Annotated in this window: 15 protein-coding genes and 3 pseudogenes; 9 read left to right on the plus strand and 9 right to left on the minus strand. The window is 68.2% G+C overall.

The window, feature by feature from the left end:
* Positions 1-644: 644 nt before the first annotated feature.
* The gene (locus tag OG306_RS00005) at positions 645-1346 is read right to left on the minus strand and encodes a group II intron maturase-specific domain-containing protein (protein ID WP_371665007.1); all 702 of its coding nucleotides are present in this window, start codon (positions 1344-1346) and stop codon (positions 645-647) included.
* 114 nt (positions 1347-1460) lie between these two features.
* Between OG306_RS00005 and OG306_RS00010 the strand changes: the two genes are divergently transcribed.
* The 3 genes and pseudogenes from OG306_RS00010 to OG306_RS00020 all read left to right on the plus strand — a co-directional run.
* Positions 1461-1943 carry a hypothetical protein gene (locus tag OG306_RS00010; protein WP_371665008.1) on the plus strand — a complete coding sequence of 161 codons (483 nt, stop codon included), beginning with the start codon at positions 1461-1463 and terminating at the stop codon, positions 1941-1943.
* A pseudogene (locus OG306_RS00015) lies at positions 1940-2380 on the plus strand (recombinase family protein); the annotation flags it as partial. The gene OG306_RS00010 and the pseudogene OG306_RS00015, both read left to right, overlap by 4 nt.
* A gap of 109 nt (positions 2381-2489) precedes the next feature.
* A pseudogene (locus OG306_RS00020) lies at positions 2490-3062 on the plus strand (recombinase family protein); the annotation flags it as partial.
* Positions 3063-3598: 536 nt separating this feature from the next.
* Here the strand turns inward: OG306_RS00020 and OG306_RS00025 are convergent.
* The 5 genes from OG306_RS00025 to OG306_RS00045 form a co-directional block, all read right to left on the minus strand.
* Positions 3599-4387: a reverse transcriptase N-terminal domain-containing protein gene (locus tag OG306_RS00025; protein WP_371665009.1), complete on the minus strand. Its 789-nt coding sequence runs from the start codon at positions 4385-4387 to the stop codon at positions 3599-3601.
* A 590-nt stretch (positions 4388-4977) separates the two neighbouring features.
* On the minus strand, positions 4978-5268 hold the full coding sequence (locus OG306_RS00030) for a transposase (protein WP_371665010.1): 291 nt from the start codon (positions 5266-5268) through the stop codon (positions 4978-4980).
* Positions 5225-6592, minus strand: coding sequence for a transposase (locus OG306_RS00035; protein WP_371665011.1), 1368 nt, complete (start codon positions 6590-6592; stop codon positions 5225-5227). The genes OG306_RS00030 and OG306_RS00035 overlap by 44 nt, the downstream gene beginning before the upstream one ends.
* Before the next feature lie 179 nt (positions 6593-6771).
* Positions 6772-7551 carry a GNAT family N-acetyltransferase gene (locus OG306_RS00040; RefSeq protein ID WP_371665012.1) on the minus strand — a complete coding sequence of 260 codons (780 nt, stop codon included), beginning with the start codon at positions 7549-7551 and terminating at the stop codon, positions 6772-6774.
* Between the two features lie 115 nt (positions 7552-7666).
* On the minus strand, positions 7667-7939 hold the full coding sequence (locus tag OG306_RS00045; RefSeq protein ID WP_266752904.1) for a helix-turn-helix domain-containing protein: 273 nt from the start codon (positions 7937-7939) through the stop codon (positions 7667-7669).
* Between the two features lie 1396 nt (positions 7940-9335).
* Here OG306_RS00045 and tap point away from each other — a divergent pair.
* The 3 genes from tap (at position 9336) to OG306_RS00060 (ending at position 12978) form a co-directional block, all read left to right on the plus strand.
* On the plus strand, positions 9336-11435 hold the full coding sequence (tap, locus tag OG306_RS00050) for a telomere-associated protein Tap (protein ID WP_371665013.1): 2100 nt from the start codon (positions 9336-9338) through the stop codon (positions 11433-11435).
* Between the two features lie 3 nt (positions 11436-11438).
* Positions 11439-11999 carry a telomere-protecting terminal protein Tpg gene (gene tpg / locus OG306_RS00055; RefSeq protein ID WP_327258282.1) on the plus strand — a complete coding sequence of 187 codons (561 nt, stop codon included), beginning with the start codon at positions 11439-11441 and terminating at the stop codon, positions 11997-11999.
* Between the two features lie 322 nt (positions 12000-12321).
* Entirely contained in the window at positions 12322-12978 is a 657-nt protein-coding gene (locus OG306_RS00060) for a transposase (RefSeq protein ID WP_353963819.1), read from the plus strand.
* On the opposite strand, the gene OG306_RS00065 is transcribed toward OG306_RS00060, so the two are convergent.
* The gene (locus OG306_RS00065) at positions 12888-14045 is read right to left on the minus strand and encodes an IS30 family transposase (RefSeq protein WP_432762221.1); all 1158 of its coding nucleotides are present in this window, start codon (positions 14043-14045) and stop codon (positions 12888-12890) included. The two genes, OG306_RS00060 and OG306_RS00065, sit on opposite strands and share 91 nt — an antisense overlap.
* A 49-nt stretch (positions 14046-14094) precedes the next feature.
* On the opposite strand from OG306_RS00065, the pseudogene OG306_RS00070 reads away from it, so the two are divergent.
* Positions 14095-14841 (plus strand): annotated as a pseudogene (locus OG306_RS00070) (IS256 family transposase); the annotation flags it as partial.
* Positions 14842-14847: 6 nt separating this feature from the next.
* Here OG306_RS00070 and OG306_RS00075 read toward each other — a convergent pair.
* Positions 14848-15501: a TetR/AcrR family transcriptional regulator gene (locus OG306_RS00075; RefSeq protein WP_266908927.1), complete on the minus strand. Its 654-nt coding sequence runs from the start codon at positions 15499-15501 to the stop codon at positions 14848-14850.
* A gap of 69 nt (positions 15502-15570) precedes the next feature.
* Between OG306_RS00075 and OG306_RS00080 the strand changes: the two genes are divergently transcribed.
* Both OG306_RS00080 and OG306_RS00085 read left to right on the plus strand, forming a co-directional pair.
* Complete coding sequence (locus OG306_RS00080) at positions 15571-15996, plus strand: hypothetical protein (protein ID WP_266908870.1); 426 nt, start codon at positions 15571-15573, stop codon at positions 15994-15996.
* A 145-nt stretch (positions 15997-16141) separates the two neighbouring features.
* Positions 16142-16984 (plus strand): helicase associated domain-containing protein, encoded by an 843-nt coding sequence (locus OG306_RS00085; protein WP_405680158.1) that lies wholly within the window; start codon positions 16142-16144, stop codon positions 16982-16984.
* A gap of 28 nt (positions 16985-17012) precedes the next feature.
* On the opposite strand, the gene OG306_RS00090 is transcribed toward OG306_RS00085, so the two are convergent.
* The gene (locus tag OG306_RS00090) at positions 17013-17330 is read right to left on the minus strand and encodes an IS3 family transposase (RefSeq protein ID WP_371666197.1); all 318 of its coding nucleotides are present in this window, start codon (positions 17328-17330) and stop codon (positions 17013-17015) included.
* Positions 17331-17334: the final 4 nt, after the last annotated feature.

Consider the following 17334-nt stretch of genomic DNA (forward strand, 5'->3'; position numbering starts at 1 on the left):
GGTGCGCAATTCCGGGTGGGTGGTCAGGGCTGTGAGTCAGAGCAGCTGAGGCGGGTGAGGTTGCTGGCGCGGCCGCGGGTCCAGTGGATGCTCGGTCCAGTGGGCGTCTAGGCGGATGAGGTTGATCGCGGTGGCGGGAGAAGGCGTGCTGGAGGCGGACTCTTCGGCAGCCCGCGGTAGCGGGCCCGGCGGATGCCGGCGATGTCGAGTGCCTGTCGGGCAGCGGCGGCGCGTTGCCGCGCCGCCGCCCCCTGGAGAACCGTGCGGGCAGGCTGGCCCCGCACACGGCTCAAGCAGGCCCCTATGGCTCACGGGCGGGCGAAGAAGGCTGGGCCTTGCCGGTGGCGGTGACAAGCCGTTGTCGGCAGGTGGGCGTGCAGGAGTTGGGCGGGTGGGGCGTCCGGTGCGCCCGGCCCGGTGATGACGATCGCCTTGGCGGGCTGATCGCTTTGCGGGTCGCCCGCGGCCTGGGCGTGCTTCCCACGCGATGGGGCTGGACGGCGGATGGTCAGCGTGCAGCAGAAGAGCTCCCGCAGAGCGGACAGCGGCCGTTCTGGCGGTTGAGCAGGTGCCAGTCGGCCTTGTCGATCAGCGGGATCACGTCCTTGCGCCGCCGCCGGGCCCAGTACTCGGTCAGTGCCGGGTCATCCGGAGACGCCCCGAACTTGACGAGCTGGTGCCGGACGATCTTCGTCCACGCGAACTTGGTGAGGAACCGTCCGCTGCCGCCGGTCTCCGAAGACCCACCGGTCACCCCGGCGGGGGTTGAACTCTCCGAAGTAGCGGTGCACGATCCAGTCCTTTGGCTTGTTCGCGTGTTCGTGCTTGGCCCACTTGTAGGCGAGCTGCCACACGTAGAAGTCCAGCGAGCTGAAGACCCTGCTGGACACCCCGATCCGGAAGTAGGCGGACCAGCCCCGGATGATCGGGTTGAGGGTCCTGATCACCGCCTCGGCATTGGACCCGCGCAGGTCCCACATCTCGGCGGCGAGCCGTTTCCGGATCCGTTTCACGGACGCCTTGCTGGGTTTGATCAGCAGTTTCCGGTTGCGATACAGCCGGACGTGGAAGCCCAGGAAGCAGAAGCCCTCGGTGAGGCGCACGATGCGCGTCTTGTCCTCGTTGAAGGCGAGCCCTCTGGGTTCCAGCCAGGCGGCGAGCCGCTGCTTGACCTCCTCGGCCTGCTCACGGCTGTGGCACATCGCCACCAGATCGTCTGCGTACCTCACCAGCACGGGGCTCTTGCGCATCACGCTCCCGGCGTGGATGCCGCTCGCGTGATACCGCACCCCGGCGGCCTCCTCCATTCCGTGCAGAGCCACGTTCATCAGCGCGGGGCTGATCACGCCCCCAACGCAATGGGCAACTTCTGCTTCGAGGTGACGCTCGGCTACCGGCGCTTGGAACTCCTTCCTCGCGCGGAGGGTGGCGAGCGCCGCTACGGGTGGTAGGTTTGTGACATGGTGCGTGGTGATCGTGTCGATAGCGTCGAGTACGCCCGGCGGGTCAACGCCGCCGCGGATCTGGTCGGGGCGGGTGCGCCCGTGGCCGCAGCCGCCCGCACGTTGGCGAGTAGGTACGGGGTGTCGGTGCGTCAGGCACGCCGGTATCTGGAGCAGGCCATGGCCGCTGGACATCTCGAAGTCCCCGAGTCGAGCGTGGTGTTCACTGTCAAGCTGCCGGAATCGCTGGCAGGACAGATCCGCGCCCGTGCCCACGAGAGCGACCGGGCGATCTCCGCGGTGGTGGCCCAGGCCCTGGCCGAATTCCTTGAGCGGGGTGCCCCGAGGGGCGGCCGGGCAGGTGAGCGGCCGGCCGGTGGAGGTGGAGGCGGTCTTCGACCGTCATGCGGCGGCGGACTTGTCCGCGGCCTATGCGGCGTTGGTTCCGCAGCGGCGGGCCCGGATACGGGATCGCCTGGAGCAGGCAGGAGTGAGCGATGACCAGCGTGGCGATCTACGCCCGGGTGTCCTCGGCCCGGCAGAAGAAGGACCAGACGATCAGCTCGCAGACCGCGGCCCTGCGCGCGCACGTCGCAGAACAGCGTCTTGAGCTGCCCGAGGAGTGGGTGTTCGAGGACGAGGGGCACTCCGGGGCGACCCTGGTGCGGCCCGCGCTGGAGCGGTTGCGCGACCTGGTCGCCCAGGTCGGCGTGGATGTGGTGCTGTGCTATGCGCCCGACCGCCTCGCCCGCAAGTTCGCTTACCAGGCCCTGCTGGTCGAGGAGTTCGCCCGGGCAGGCACCCGGGTGGAGTTCGTCCGCGGCCCACGCGGCGACAGCCCCGAGGACCAGCTGATGGTCCAGTTCCAGGGCATGTTCGCCGAGTACGAGAAGGCCCAGCTGATGGAACGCTACCGGCGCGGGAAGACCTACCGGGCCCGCTCGGGGGCGGTGAACGTGCTGGGCGGAGCCCCGTTCGGCTACCGCTACCTGCGCAAGACCCCGCGAGTGCGGGGCCACCTACGAGATCGTCGAGTCCGAGGCGGCGCTGGTGGTCGAGCTGTTCCGCCGCTATACCGACGACGGGGTCTCCATCGCGGACCTGACCCGCTGGCTCACCGACAGCGGCACTCCCACCCGCACCGGCAAGACCCGCTGGGACCGCAGCGTGGTCTGGGGCATGCTCAAAACCCCGGCCTACCAAGGGCAGGCAGCCTTCGGCAAGACCCAGATCCTCCACGAGTCCCCGGGCCTGAACCGCCGGGCCCGCCTGGAGGGCCGCAGTACTCCGCGCGCCGTCAAGACCGCCGACCGCCCCCGCGAGGAGTGGATCACCATCCCCGTTCCCGCGCTCGTCACCCCGGCCACCTTCGAACGCGCCGCCCAGCGGCTCGCCGACAACAAGCGCTTCGCTTCGCGCAACAGCAAGGTCCCCTCCCTGCTTCAGGGGCTGTCGGCGTGTGTGAGCTGCGGATACGGCTACTACCGCACCTCGACCACTACTTCCTCCGGCAAGAAGATCTACTACTACCGGTGCCTGGGCTCCGACGACTACCGCTACGCGGGCGGCCGGGTCTGCACCAACAAGCCCGTCCGCGCCGACTACCTCGACACCGTCGTCTGGGACCACATCATCGGCATGATCGCCGACCCGCACCTGATCCGGTCCGAGATCGACAAGCGGCTGGACCGTGCCCGCACCTCCGACCCCGCCACCCGCCAGCGCAGCCGTCTCGAACTGGCCCTGGCCAAGGCCACCGCAGCGATCACGCGCATGATCGAGGCGTTCCAGGAACAGCTCGTCACCATCGATGAACTGCGGGCCCGGATGCCCGGCCTGCGGGCCCGGGAGAGTAACCTGCGTGGCCAACTCGACGCGCTGGAAGCCCAGCTCGCCGACCGCGACGCCTACCTCAAGCTCGCTGACGACCTCGAAGGCTTCCTCGCCCAGCTCCGCGAGAACGCTGGGACAGCCGAGGTCCCCGAGCGCCAGCGCGTCCTGAGGCTCCTCGTCAAGGACGTCCTCGTCGGCCCCGAGAAGATCACCATCCGGCACCGCATACCCGTGCGTGAGCGCACCGCCGACGACCAGCATCAAGATCAAGACGCTACGGAGGGTGACTCATGCCCGAGTTACCCATTGCGTTGGGGGCGTGATCACACCGCCCTGGGGAGTTCCTCCCCGGTCTCGGTGAGCCGACCGTCCTCGACCACACCGGCCCGCAGCCACTGCGCGACCAGTTCCCGCGCGGGAAACGTGCCGAGCCGCCGGAGCAAGTGATCATGGTCGATCCGGTCGAATGCCGCCGCCAGGTCCGCGTCAAGTACCCATGGCCGACCAGGGTTGGGGCCCCGGCAGGTCAGAAAGATGGACTCGATCGCGTCATGACAGCCACGGCCGGGCCTGAATCCGTAGGACCTCGGCTCGAACCGTGCCTCCCACTCGGGCTCCAGAGCACCAAGGACCACAGCCTGAAGACAGCGGTCCAAGATCACGGGAATGCCGAGCGGACGCCGACGCCCGTCGGGCTTCGGCACATACACCCGTCTGACGGGCCGGGCCGTCCACGACTCGGAGCGGTGCTGCACCCAGTCGGCCACCTCGGCCTTGCCGGGCGCGGTCAGCACCACCTTGCCGTCGACGCCCGCCGTCTCGCGGCCAGCGTTGACCTCCGTCACCCGCCGCACCGCATGCAGTGCGTTGGCGCGGGAACGGAGCATCAGCTTCTGCAAATTGCGGACCCTCTTCAGGTCCCCTGCCTGTGACGCCGTGAAGATCCTCTGCCGCAGCCGCCGTACGTCGTCATCCACCCGCTGCCAGTCGATCGACAGCCAGTCGGTGACATCGTCCTCGGGTCCGTTCACCACCGCGATCACAGCCGGAGCGGCATCTGCCATCCCGGCCTCCTTCACCGCCTTGGTGTCCAACTTGTCCCTCGGTTCCATCGCCTTCGGTCATCGTCACTTCACAGGCCCACCAGACCCACGTCAGCACCCTTTCGGGTCCGGGCAGCTGCCCGTATCCGGCCGGTTATACGAGACGACCGGCGGAGGGGCCGGTCATCGTGTCCCGCTTTCCCGCTGCCTTTCGGCCGCCGGCGTTCGCTTCTTGGGTCCTCCTGTTCCCGCCGGGGAGTTGAGCTCTCCTCGCGGTCGGCCAACCGGGCACCGGATAACCGGCCCCGGACCCCGACGGGGTTTCCGCGTTGCACACGTACGAGATCCGACTGGGGTGGGCGCCCCCTATGCCCCGGGAACAGCGGTGTCCTACGACTGCAACTCACCTCTTACAGTCGCCGCTTGCCGCCTCTCAACGGCCGGTTCCTGGACTCCGGCAGAGCGATCCATCATCCGGGCTGATACCTGACGAGACATCAACCAGGGGTTCACTCGTCGTTCGCCCGTCCAGTCTTCCCCTTCGCCTGTGGTCCCCGGATGGCACGGGCACCCTTGGGCTTGACCCCCTGAGCTCCGCACCCCGCGGTTACCCGCAACGCACGTCAGGGTGGGGACAGACCCTGGACACTGGCCCGGAACTACACCTTCAACATCGAACCTCCACTCGGTGTGTTCACTCGTATCGTGCGCCCTCGTGTCGCACGGTTGATGGTTCCTTCCACTCCGGCCCGCAGGGCGTACTTGTCCTTCCAGGTCTTGGTCTTCTGTTCGGCGCGGGCGGCGGCGAGGACGGTGTGCAGGTGCTCGGGGTAGAGGGTGAGCATGCGGTTGCCGCGCCGGGCCGAGGTGCACTCGGGTCGGACGGGGCATGCTTGGCAGTCCGTCTTAGCGAACTCGACGACGATGGCGTCTCGTTCGCGTTGTCGCACCGGGTGCCATCCGGTGCTGGTGTTGCCCTGGGGGCAGCGGACCCGTCGGGCTTTCCAGTCGATCCGGAAGGCGCTCTTGTCGTAGCCGGCGTGGCTCTTGGCCTGGGCGGATCGGTCGAGGAGGACGGGAGTGACCATGACGGTTCCGCGGCTGCGGGCGGTCTCGATCAGTTCGGCGGAGGGGTAACCGGAGTCCAGGTAGTGCTCGGCGGGCGGCAGGCCGCGGTCGGCGAGTTGTTGCTGGATCGGCGCGGTGGCCTTCACGTCCGGCACCGTCGACAGGGTGGTGGTCACATCCGTGATCAGGTTCGGCCGTCCCCGGACTTCGGCTTCGGCTTCGGCTTCGGCTTCGGCTTCGGCTTCGGCTTCGGGGAGTGTTGTCGCAGCTCTCGGTGAGATGGACCTTGTAGCCGAGCCAGAACAGGTCGTCGCCCTTGGCGGACCAGCGGGCGTCGGTGTCGTAGGGCGAGGCGAGGCGGAGATGGCCGGGCGGGACACCGTCCTCGTCGGCTTCCCGCTTGCTGACCACCTCCTTGCCCCGGCTGCTGGTGCGGACGGTGTAGGTCTGCACGAGGACTTGGCGCATGATGTCCACGGCCCCGATCTCCCGCAGCCAGGCCGGCGCGTCGGGCGACCAGACGGCCCGGCACAGCCGCAACGCGTCCTGTCCGTAGACCTGGGACAACTGGTCGCGCTTGACCTTGGAGCCGGGCAGTTTCCAGCTGTCGACCCGAGGTCCGTAGCGGTGGGCGAACTCCGGCACGTCCACGGCCCGGGCCAGCCAGTCCGGTGCCGCGACCGACAGCGCCTCCAGCGCAGCCCGCACGCTCTCCCCGGCCAGCTCCAACCGGTTCAAGTCCCGTACCGCGCTGACCACATGGGTGGAATCGGTGCGCTGCTTTCCTCCCGCGGCCACCAGCCCGGCGTCCACGCAGTACTCAAGGAGCCGGTCGAAGACGACACGCTCCATGCCGTTGCCGACCAGGCGGGCCCGGAACCGGGGCAGCACACTGTGGTCGAAGCCGGTGTCCGTCAGCTCCAGGCCGAGGGCGTACTCCCAGTCGATGGCCCGTATCGCCATCGCCGCGGCCTGCCGATCAGTCAAATTCTCCGCGAACTGCAACACCGTGACCAGCGACAGCATCCCCGGCGACAGACCCGGCGCCCCACGCACCCCGAACGCCTCGGCGAACGGCTCATCGGTGAAGACCTCCCCGAGCCGGTCCCGCACCCGGATCGCCAAACTCCCCTGCGGGAACGCCGCCCGCGCGACCCGCACCGTCTGCTCCGGCACCGGCGGCAGCCCCATCGGCCGCAACGACATCACAACCCACCCTCCACGGCCGGACGACACGTAACGACCGCAGGAACGATCATCACCTACCGGTCAAGCAGCCGCAGAGAATTGCGCACCAGAGTCCTCCAGGCCCGGGAGGTTCCTCACCCCTGCCCGGCCGAAGTGCTCCAGCCCGCGAGCGAGAAGCGTTGAGCAGGGGGTACCGGCTACGGCTTGTACACGTACGGGGTCGTGGTGCTCAGAGCGGCGAAGCCGAGCCGCTGCAGGATCGGGCGGCTCTGGTCGGAGGCGTCCACCTGCAGGTAGTGGTAGCCGTGCTCGGCGGCGATCTCGGCGCGGTGCGCAACCAGCGCCCGGTAGATCCCCCGGCCGCGCCAGGCGGGTACGGTGCCGCCGCCCCAGAGGCTGGCGAACTCGGTGCCCGGGTGTAGTTCCATCCGCGCCCCGCAGACCGGCATGTCGCCGGCCATCGCGACGACCATGCTGACCGCCCCCGGGCTCTCGGCCAGCATGTCGAGCAGGCTCGGCCGCAACCAGTCCGCAGTCGTCTCGAACGCCCCCTCGTGCGCGGACAGCATGAGCTCCACGTCGGCTGGGGTAGTCACCGGGTGCAGCCGGACACCCTCGGGCAGTCCGCTGCCATCGGGCAGGTCGGCGATCCGGGCGATCATCAGGGCCTCGTCGGGCTCAGCCTCGAACCCGGCCGCCAGCAGCAGCTCGCCGAGATCCTCCGGCTGGTCGTGCGAGTAGAGCTTCCACTCGAACTCACGGCCCAGCTCGGTGAAGTACTGCACCTGCTCGGCGATCGCCGGTCGCGCGCCGTAGGCTCGGTCGAGGCCGGACCAGACGACCGCGCTCCAGCCGCCCTCGACGCCGACCTGCCGCACCACCTTGCCGACCCGCTCGACCCGGGCGCCGGGCGCGTCGGCGAGGGTATCCCGCCGCATCTGACGGTCGAAGAGGGCGAGTACCTCAGAAGTATCCATCCGCGCATTTCAGCACGGGCGAGAGGGTTCACCAAGCGGATTTCCGCCCACCTGAGGGGGCCGGGTCAGCCGCCGCAAGAACAACGGATATCGCTGACCTGGGGCGATGCCGTGGTTACTTTGCCGACTGCGCTGGGCGGGGCAGTGCGGCTGCCCCTGTCGGCTCGGCGAGCGCGAGTCGTCCGCCCTTCAGCTCGGGCACGTACTTGCAGATCGTGTCGCGGGAGACGCCGAGGAACTTGGCGATCGAGGAGACGGAGTTCTCTGGGTGAGTGAGCAGGTCGCGGGCGTGGCGCACCTGTTCCTCGGTCATGGCCGGCGGGCGGCCGAGCCGGGCGCCGCGGGCGCGGGCGGCGACGCTCCGCCCGAATCGCCCCGCTCCCGGCATCTTGCGGGCGTCGCACGCCGGTGGACGCCCGGCCTCCACCGGTGGCCTTGGCCTTCCCGGTATCGACCACCGCAACCCGGGGCTGTGGGGTGGCTGGGGACTGCATCAGCGCCCAAACCAGGGCGGCAATACCGGTGGCGCCCTGGACCGAGGCGGCAACCAACTGGCCGGTATCTGGGCTGTCCAGCAGCCAGAAGAACGGCGTCGACACGGTCAACACGACCGCCGCCACCATGACCGTGATCTTCCTACGTCGCGACACACCCACTCGCCCCCTCCCCGCAGCCGACGAACGCGCGCCCTCAGCAGCATGGATGAACTTCAACTGTTAGCACAGGACGCCTCTGCACAACCACCAGGTCCCCGCTCGCGTTGGAACTCACCGTCCCAGCGCCGCCCGGCACAGGTGGCAGGGTTCAGAACGGCCCCGCTACCGCTTTGCCTGCATCGGCGGAAGCTCCGCCTTCTCCCGGTCCCGGGGTGGGGTCGGCTGGTCATCCAGCGGGGCCCGAGGGCCGGGCATGGTGGCCGCAGCGAGGTTGAGACGGGCGTCCATGTCGAAATTGGCCTCTCCGTACGGGCGGACATGGGACCAGAAGAGCGGGGTCGGTCGAAAGCGCCGGTCCGGCGGGCGTGGAGCTCTGCCGCACTCCGGTTCACCGAGGATGTCTTGGAGCATGAGGGTGTTGACGTAGACCGCTTCCTTGAGGTGGCCCCGGCGCCGGAGGCGTCGTCGCCCTCCGTACCGCCACATGGTCGGGTCCGGCGTCGTCGTCCTGGTCGGTTGCCGGCGGCCGCCGGAGCCGGCCAGCCGCTCGATGGTCCTCCGCCGTCAGCCGTGAGGAGATCTGCGCAGTCAGCGACTCCTCGGGCGCCCGCAGGGCAGCCGCCACGATCCGGTCGCACCGGCCCGGCGTGGGCGGTTCACATGCTCTCCATGCGGCAATGTGCCGGCAGCTCCACCCGGACCTGCTCGGGCCTGCGTTCCTTGTGCGCAACGTGCTCGGCCGGATACGCCGTCAGCTTCTCCGCGTCCGCGACGCTGCACTCGCGGAAGCCGAGGTGCTCCCGGACCTACGCACGGTGGTACTCGACCGTACGGCCCGTCCAGTCGTAGGAATCCAGCGCCGTGACCGCCGCACCTGCACAAGACCGTAACTCTCCAGAACCTGCCTGCACATGACCGGGACAGAGCCTCACATGCCTATAGAAGAGCGGGACTGCCTGCACATCGCAGAAACAGGACAGAAAAATCCGTCAACTCACCCTTTACGTACGGGTGTTCGCTTCTGACGCGCTCCTCTGACGTCAGATTGGCAGACTTGTGGACGGGTTAAATGTTTGAGTTAAACGCAAGGGTAAATTCTGCTACTGTCCAGACTGGAGGTAGAGACACATGGCATCCGAGGAAGAGCTGTTCGCGAACATCGACGCGCTGTTGAACGAGGAGCCGCACCTGCCGCCTCCGGCGGAGCGGGCCCGGCTGCGTGAGGCCGCCGGTATCACCCAGGCCCGCCTCGCTACCGCGTTGAAGACGACGACCCAGTCTGTGAAGAACTGGGAGAACGGCCGAAGCGAGCCGAAGTCGCCGCGCCTTGATGCCTACCAGCGGCTGCTGAACGGGTGGGCGGCGAAGTATCCGGCCCCCGGTGCCGTCCCGGCTGCCGCGACGGTGCCGGCAGCGTTGGCCGCACCGACCGCGTCCGAGGTGGAGTCGGCAGACGCCCCGCAGTCTGTCGACGTTCCAGGTGCGGAGCCGGCGCGTCTCGCCACCCGGGCCGGCGTGACATCGCGGCGTCCGGCCCCTCAAAAGGCTGCAAGGCCGGTAGCCGATCCGCGGTTCCCGCATGGCCCGCTCGCGGTGCTGGGCGGTGGCGGCTCCGCGTACGGTGTCGATGGCATCGTGCTCGACTGCCCGGCGACAAGCGTGGTGGAGCTGGTGGAGTGGACGCTGCGCGAGTCCGGGCTCGGTGCGGCGCGTCTGCACCGCAACGGCAAGGACAGCGACCCGCTGATCGTGCTCACCGCCGCGGCCGCCGTGAAGCTCGGACTGCCCGAGCGCTTGGAGGGCCATGAGCAGCGCCGCTCCCTGCGCCTTGCAGAGGATCACCCGGTGGTCAAGCAGGTGGTGGAGGCGAAATGGCGGCTCACCCAGCGCGGGTTCGGGCCGTGGGCAAGGATCTACCGCAAGGTCCAGGGGCGCGAGCGGCAGTGCGTGCAGCTGGCGATCCTGTCGTGGGACGCCCTCGATGAGCGGTCCTGGCCCGGCGTTGCGCAGATGGAGCCGGCCGACATCGCCCGCGTCCTGGGCATCTATGCCCAGCGGGTCATCACGCCGCGCGGGTCGACTGCCGTGTCCGGGCTGGAGCTGATGACGGCGCTGCGCCCGCCCACCCGCGCGGTGCAGGACCCGGCGACGGGGAACTGGGTGCCCGGCCACAATCCCGGCTCGCTGGGGGCGGAGCCGATGGACCCGGCGCCGCCGGAGGCCACCGCCGAACACCCCGTCGTCGTCGACAGCGGCTGGAGCGGCGGGTTCCTCAACGAGGAGGCGTACCAGTGGGTGCGCGACGTCAGCCTGCTGACGGATGAGGAGTGCACGCTGCCCTACGCGGTCGGCCTCGACCTGAACACCGCCTTTCTCGCCGCAGCGGCCCGCCTGGTCGTCGGCCTGTCCGCGCCGGACCACTTCCGTGCCCCGACGTTCAACCCGAAGATCCCCGGGAGCTGGCTGGTCGATCTGTCCCACGTCGAGGTGGACCCGCGTCTGCCCTCGCCGTTCACGCCGGACGGCAGCCGCCCGGCCGGGCCGGCCTGGTACCAGACGCACACCGTCGCCTACGCCCAGGAACTCGGCTACAACGTCGCTCCGCTGGAGGGGTACCTGCGCCGCGAGACCGGCGCCTACCTCGATCCGTGGCACGACCGGTTGAAGACCGCCTACGTCGACACCCTCGCCGACCTCGGCGTCACCAAAGATCTGGACGACGCTGAGTTCCTCGCTGCGATGGAGCAGCACAAGGACGTGGACCCGGCGATGGCGGCCGTCCTCGCGGCCATCAAGGCGACCGTCAAGGGCGGTATCGGCAAGCTGCGCGAACGCCCGCAGGGCAAGAAGTACCAGGAGGGCGAGCGGTGGCCGGCCCTCCAGCGGCCGACCTGGCGTCCCGACATCCGCGCCGCCGTCATCTCCAAGGCCCGCATCAACATGCACCGCAAACTGCGCAACATGGCCACCATGACGGGCCTGTACCCACTCGCCGTACTCTCCGACTGCGTCGTCTACCCCAGCCCGGGCGACTCGCCGCTGGACTTCCTGCCCTACGCCGCGTCCGGCAAGCCGCAGCCCGGCGGCTTCCGACTCGGACCCACCCCGGGCCTGGCCAAGCTCGAGGGCGTCCAGTCCATGCTCTGGGCCGTCGACCTCATGGAACAGGGCTACAACCCCGCCCGCCACATCAAGGGCGGCGACGCCGTCCTCGACGAAGGAGAGTAGGCCGTGGCCGGAGAGATCGACGAGGCGATCGAGCGGGCCGACCGGGAGAGCTTCACCCGCCAGCCGCCCAAGACCCTCAAGGGCCAGATCGGCTACCTGATCCGGCAGTTGGGCAGCGCCAAGGCCGTTGCGCAGGAAATCGGGGTCACCGCCGACTCCGTCAACCGCTACCGGCGCGGCGCCCGCAAACACGCCCGCCCCGACGTCGCCGCCAAGATCAACGACGCCGCACGGCAGCGCTGGCAGCCCCAGGTCCGCAAACGCCGACAGCAACAAGCCGCCACCACCACCGGGATCACCGTGGAGACCAGGGCCCGCTTCGGGTACACCGCATCCATCGGCACGACCGACGACGGGCGCTTCCGCCGCCTCACCGTGCACCTCCCCCCGGCGTACGCGCAGCGCCTCTTCGACGCCCGCAACACTGGCGCCGGCGACCAGCAGATGCGCCAGATCATCGCCGAAGGACTCAAAGAGATCTACTTCCAGGACGGCGGAGCCCGCGCTATGGGGCTCTCCGACGTCACCCTCAACGACATCGACTACCTCGACCTCGACTACTGACCTCGCGCCGGCTCGCAGGCCAACACCTGCTTGTGACTGAGCGCTTCAATTGGCCAGTGAGTAGCTGAGTTGGCCGGCTGAGCAGAGGTGGCCCTGTCTTCGCCTTCCGAGCGTTCACCTCACGAGCGGACTCGTGCGTACGACCGCGCCGAAAATGCGATGACCTGCGGTGACGGAACGTGGCATGCTCGCCGCATGTCCAACGACATCGCCTATCCCGTCTTTCGGACACCCGACCCCGCACTCGCCCTGAGCGTCGCGCGTCGCCTCATGGGGGTCTGTACGGTAACCGGTGTAACTCCCGAGCTGGAAGCGACAGTTGATGACTGACGTGATGAGTGACATCAAGGCCGGGGAGGCCGCCGTGGGTGCGCTGGATGCTGTGGATGACAGTCTGGTTGCCGAACTGGTGGCCCGGGCCCAGGCCGGCGGAGTGAAGCTGACCGGCGAGGGCGGCCTTCTGGCGGAGCTGACGCGCAAGGTGCTGGAGTCCGCGCTGGAGGGTGAGCTGACCGACCACCTCGGACACGAGCCCGGTGAACGGGTCGAGGGCGGCCGGGAGAATTACCGCAACGGCCACCGGTCCAAGACCGTGACCACCGAGGTCGGCCCGGTGGAGATCGCGGTGCCGCGGGACCGGGCGGGCACGTTCGAACCGCAGCTGGTCAAGAAGCGCCAGCGGCGCCTGGGCGGCGTGGACGAGATGGTCCTGTCCCTGTCCGCGAAGGGCCTTACCCACGGCGAGATCTCCGCCCACCTGGCCGAGGTCTACGGCACGGAGGTCTCCAAGACCACTGTCTCCACGATCACCGACAGCGTGATGGCCGGCATGGCCGAATGGCAGAACCGTCCCCTGGACAGCGGGCGGTTTCTAGCGGTGATTGCGAATCACGGAAACTGTGATGCTATGCCCCAGTCTTGCATGACCTCGGACGGAGTACGGTCTCCCAGGACCATTCGGGGGCGCTCGTTGAGCTGACGGGCCACGGCCGTCAGGTTGCGCAGGGAGTGGACCGTAAGGTCGGTGCCCTTGGGGAAGTACTGCCGCAGCAGCCCGTTGATGTTCTCGTTGGTGCCGCGCTGCCAGGGAGAATGAGGATCGCAGAAATAGATCCGGAAGCCGGAGAGGGCCTCTATCTCTTCATGGAGCACGAGCTCGCGCCCCTGGTCCCAGGTCAGGGTCCGCCGCAACGCTCGTGGCAGATCGGCGGTCTGCGAGACCAGGGCGTCGCGCATCGGCTGGGCCTTCCAGCCGTGCGGCAGGTGGATCAGGCGAACGAAGCGGGTCGTGCGGTCGACGAGGGTGCCTATAGCGGACCGCTGAGCGCGTCCGATGATGAGGTCTCCCTCCCAATCGCCGGGCGTTTCACGATCGTTGACCGTGGCGGGTCGGTCATGGACGAGCGTCATGTTCTTGATCTTGTTGGGTGAGACGACGCCACGGCGTTGCCGCTTGCGGCGGGTGCGTCCGGTGCGCAGTCGGCCCTCACGCTTGCCCAGAAGGCCAGCGAACAGGCCACGGTAGATCGTCTCCGGACAGGCCCGCATGCGAGGGTTGTTCGGGTGCTCGCGTGCGAGGTGTCGAGCAATCTGCTGCGGGGACCACTTCTCGTCGAGCTTCTCGCGCACTGCCGCGCGCAGGGGTCCGTGGTCGCGGAGTTTCTCTTCTTTGGGGCGTTGGCGACGCAGGAGCGCCTGGTTGTGTGCCCACCAGGGTTCGTACTCCCCGTTCTCCTTCCGGCCGCGTCCAATCTCCCGGTAGACCGTCGAAACGCTCTTGCCGATCTCGGCGGCGATGACGACCGGGCTCCGCCCGGCGCGCAGACCGTCGGCGATGGCGATCCGGTCGTCCTGGGTCAGGAAGCGTGGCGAGATGGGAGGGTCAGGAATGATCATGCTTCCAGCATCGATGAACCAGTTGGACCCGCAGCTCACCGATACGCCCACTTGGCGGGCGGCCGCTGCCCCCTTCAGGCCCTTGCGCCGCAGCTCGAAGTACCGCCGTCTGGCCGACGACGGCATGCGATTGGCTCCTCCACGAGGCATGCGAACCATCTCCCCTTGGATGTTCGCAACCACCGATCGAATTCAAGGCGTGTATCCGGTCGTCTTCATCGACTGCGTGAACGTGAAGGTCAGGGATGGGCAGGTCGCCAACCGGCCCGTCTACATGGCCTTGGCCGTGACGGCGGAGGGGCATCGGGACATCCTGGGCCTGTGGGTCGGCGACGGCGGCGAGGGCGCCAAGTACTGGCTGCAGGTCCTTACCGAGATCAAGAACCGGGGCGCCCGTGATGTGCTGATGCTGGTCTGCGACGGCCTGACCGGTCTTCCGGACGCGGTCAACACGGTCTGGCCTGCGACGATCGTGCAAACGTGCGTGGTTCACCTCCTGCGGAACAGCTTCCGTTACGCGGCCAGGCAGGACTGGGAGAAGATCGCGAAGGCGCTCAAGCCCATCTACACCGCGCCGACCGAGGACGCCGCCCTGGAACGCTTCATGGAGTTCAATGAGGCCTGGGGAAGGAAATACCCGGCGATCGTGCGGCTGTGGGAAAGCGCCTGGGCGGAGTTCGTCCCCTTCCTCCAGTCCGATATTGAGATCCGGAAAATCGTGTGCACCACCAACGCAATCGAGTCCGTCAACGCCCGTATCCGCAAGGCCGTGAGGGCCCGCGGGCACTTCCCCACTGAACAGGCCGCGCTCAAGTGCGTCTACCTCGCGGTGATGAGCCTGGACCCCAAGGGCACCGGAAGCAAGCGCTGGACCATGCGCTGGAAAGCCGCACTCCAAGCCTTCGACATCACCTTCGACGGCCGGCTCACTGCCGGACGCCGGTAGAAACAATCAACCGAGTCCCACCGTTCGCTGTACAGACCCCGAAGCGTCCGCGTCGTGATCGATGAGGGACATCTCGGATGCCAGAGCGCGGGCAGTGTCGGCGAAGTATTGCTCGTCGGCACCAGGGGCGAGACCGAGGGGGACGCCCTGGCTGAGGCCGACGAACAGTGCCCTGAGCGCGGTGGTCAGGCGTTGTGCCTGTTGCGACGTCACGGTGCTTCCGTTGTGCGGCCTTCCGGTGAACTGCGCAATCAGATGGTTCTCCTGCGACCGGATGGACGTGGCGAGCTGGGACCCCAGGTCTGGGTCATGCAGGGCCATGTCCAGCAAGGTGATCTGGAGCGACAGGCGAGACAACGCGTCCGGAGCGTCACAACTGCGCCGATAGTACCGGGCGAAGGCGTCGACCGCTTCCAGCAGATCAAGTCCAGCGGGAACGGCCTGCTCGATCTCTTCGTAGTACGGCCGCAGGTAGTCGGCGACCAGGGCGACCACCAGGCCGTTCTTGCTCCCGAACAGTGAGTAGATGGCGCCGGTGGTCAGGTCGGCGCGTTCGGCGATCTCCTCAAGCTTGGCCCGGTACCCGTCCCGGGAAACGACCTGGAACGCAGCGTCCAGCAAGGCCCGGCGGTTGCGTTCCTTGGCCTCCGCTCTCGTCATTCTCATAGTTTGATTATTGCCGTAATCTCGTTACGAAACCAATCGGGACGAGCTTCAAGGAGGACGCTCATGGCCCAGGTCATGGCATCGCGGGTGACCCGCCAGACGGTGGGGGCCATCGCCGATGGCGCCTTCAAGGTGCTGCTCGGCACTGTCTGCATCGCCGGCGCTGCCCCGTTCGGCCGGTTACTCGGCACGCCAGCTTGGCTGATGGCTGTCTCAGGCGTGGCCCTGCTGATCGGCGGCGGCATCGAGATCAAATACACGCGCAGCCGGTCGATGCGCACTTACACGCAGCTCATGATTGCCTACGACAGCGGCTGGGTGTTGGCGGCCCTGGCTGGCCTCCTGATGGCATGGCGGGGCAGCAGCGCCGGGGGTGAAGTCTGGATGGGGTACCAGACAGCCGCTCCCATCGTGTTCGCCGCACTGCTGGTCGCCGCTGCCCCTATGCAGATGGCCTCGGACACTCACGCAGAGAACACCGCCCGTTGACAGTGGGGTTGATCGCCGCCCATCCAGACTGAACGAAAGATCCTTCAGCCTTCAGCTCAGCCTGTCCTCCCGAAAGCGCGACACCTCGGATTGAGCGAGACAGCCAACCCATCCCCGTCTCGCTCAAACTGAGGCACCCCAGGTCATGAACTCACGCTGCCTCACCGTCATGCCGGACCTCGTCCAGGCAGTGGGCCGGGCGCTGCGGATGCAGCCGGGCGAGGGCAAGATGGCCTCGCTCGTGGTTCCGGTGCTGCTCGGACCCGGCGAGACGCCGGACAACATGCTCACATCCCGCGCGTTCGGCGGGCTCGCCAAGCTCCTGGAGGCGCTGCGGGCACACGACGCGAGGATCGTGGAGACCCTCGCGGAGCAGCAGGCCCCGAGCCGCTACAAGCCCGTGGAAAGGGACGAGAGCGGAAAAAGCACGGGTGGGATCGGCGAGGGCTCCGGTGGCGTCAGTGCCCCCGCCAAGGCGCTGCTGAAGTTCTCCACGCCCCGCGACCCGGCCGCCCTCACGGCGTTCATCAACCTGCGGGTCCTCAACCCCGAACACGAGCACTGGCGACGCGGCGTGGAGGCCGCCGTCATCTACGCCCGCGAACACGGCGACCTGCGCGTCCCGTTCACCTACCGCGTATCGAAGGGCGAGGAAGCCGAGGGGGTCGGCTGGCCGGCCTCGCTCGCGAACTTCCCGCTGGGGCAGTGGACCGCCGACTGCCGGCGTTTCTACGCCCGCGGGGACATGGACGAGGACCGCATCGCGCAGCTGGAGAAGCTCGGCATGATCTGGTCCCACTTCGACGTCGCGTGGGAGGAGGGCCTGTCCGCCGCCCGTGGATGGGCGGCCGAACACGGCCACCTCCTGGCCCCGCTCGACGCCGCCCACCAGGGGTACAAAGTCGGCATCTGGCTGAAGAACGCCCGCGCCGCCGCCCGGCGCGCCCAGGACCTCGAACAGCGCCAGGCAGAAGGGCTCCCGGTCTGAGGTTCCCCCGCTGTGCGGGAGGTGCTGATTAGCTGTTCAGGGCGGGTTGGCGGGGTTTGACGTTCGCTTGTTCGGTCGTCGCCTGGTTGGCGTAATGCTTCTCTTCGAACTCGATGGGGCTGAGGTAGCCGAGGCGTTTCTGGATGCGCCGGCTGTTGTAGAAGCCGTCGATGTACTCGAAGAGTGCGAGGTTCGCCTCGGCCCTCGTTTCGAAGACGCGGCCGCGGACGCACTCGGTCTTGATGAGCATCCACAGATTCTCGGCGAGGTCGTTGTCGTAGCTGTCGCCCACCGAGCCCATTGATGCCTCGATTCCCGCCCGCAGCAGGCGTGTTGTGAGCTTGATGGAT

Source organism: Streptomyces sp. NBC_01241, from assembly GCF_041435435.1.
Classification (GTDB): Bacteria; Actinomycetota; Actinomycetes; order Streptomycetales; family Streptomycetaceae; genus Streptomyces.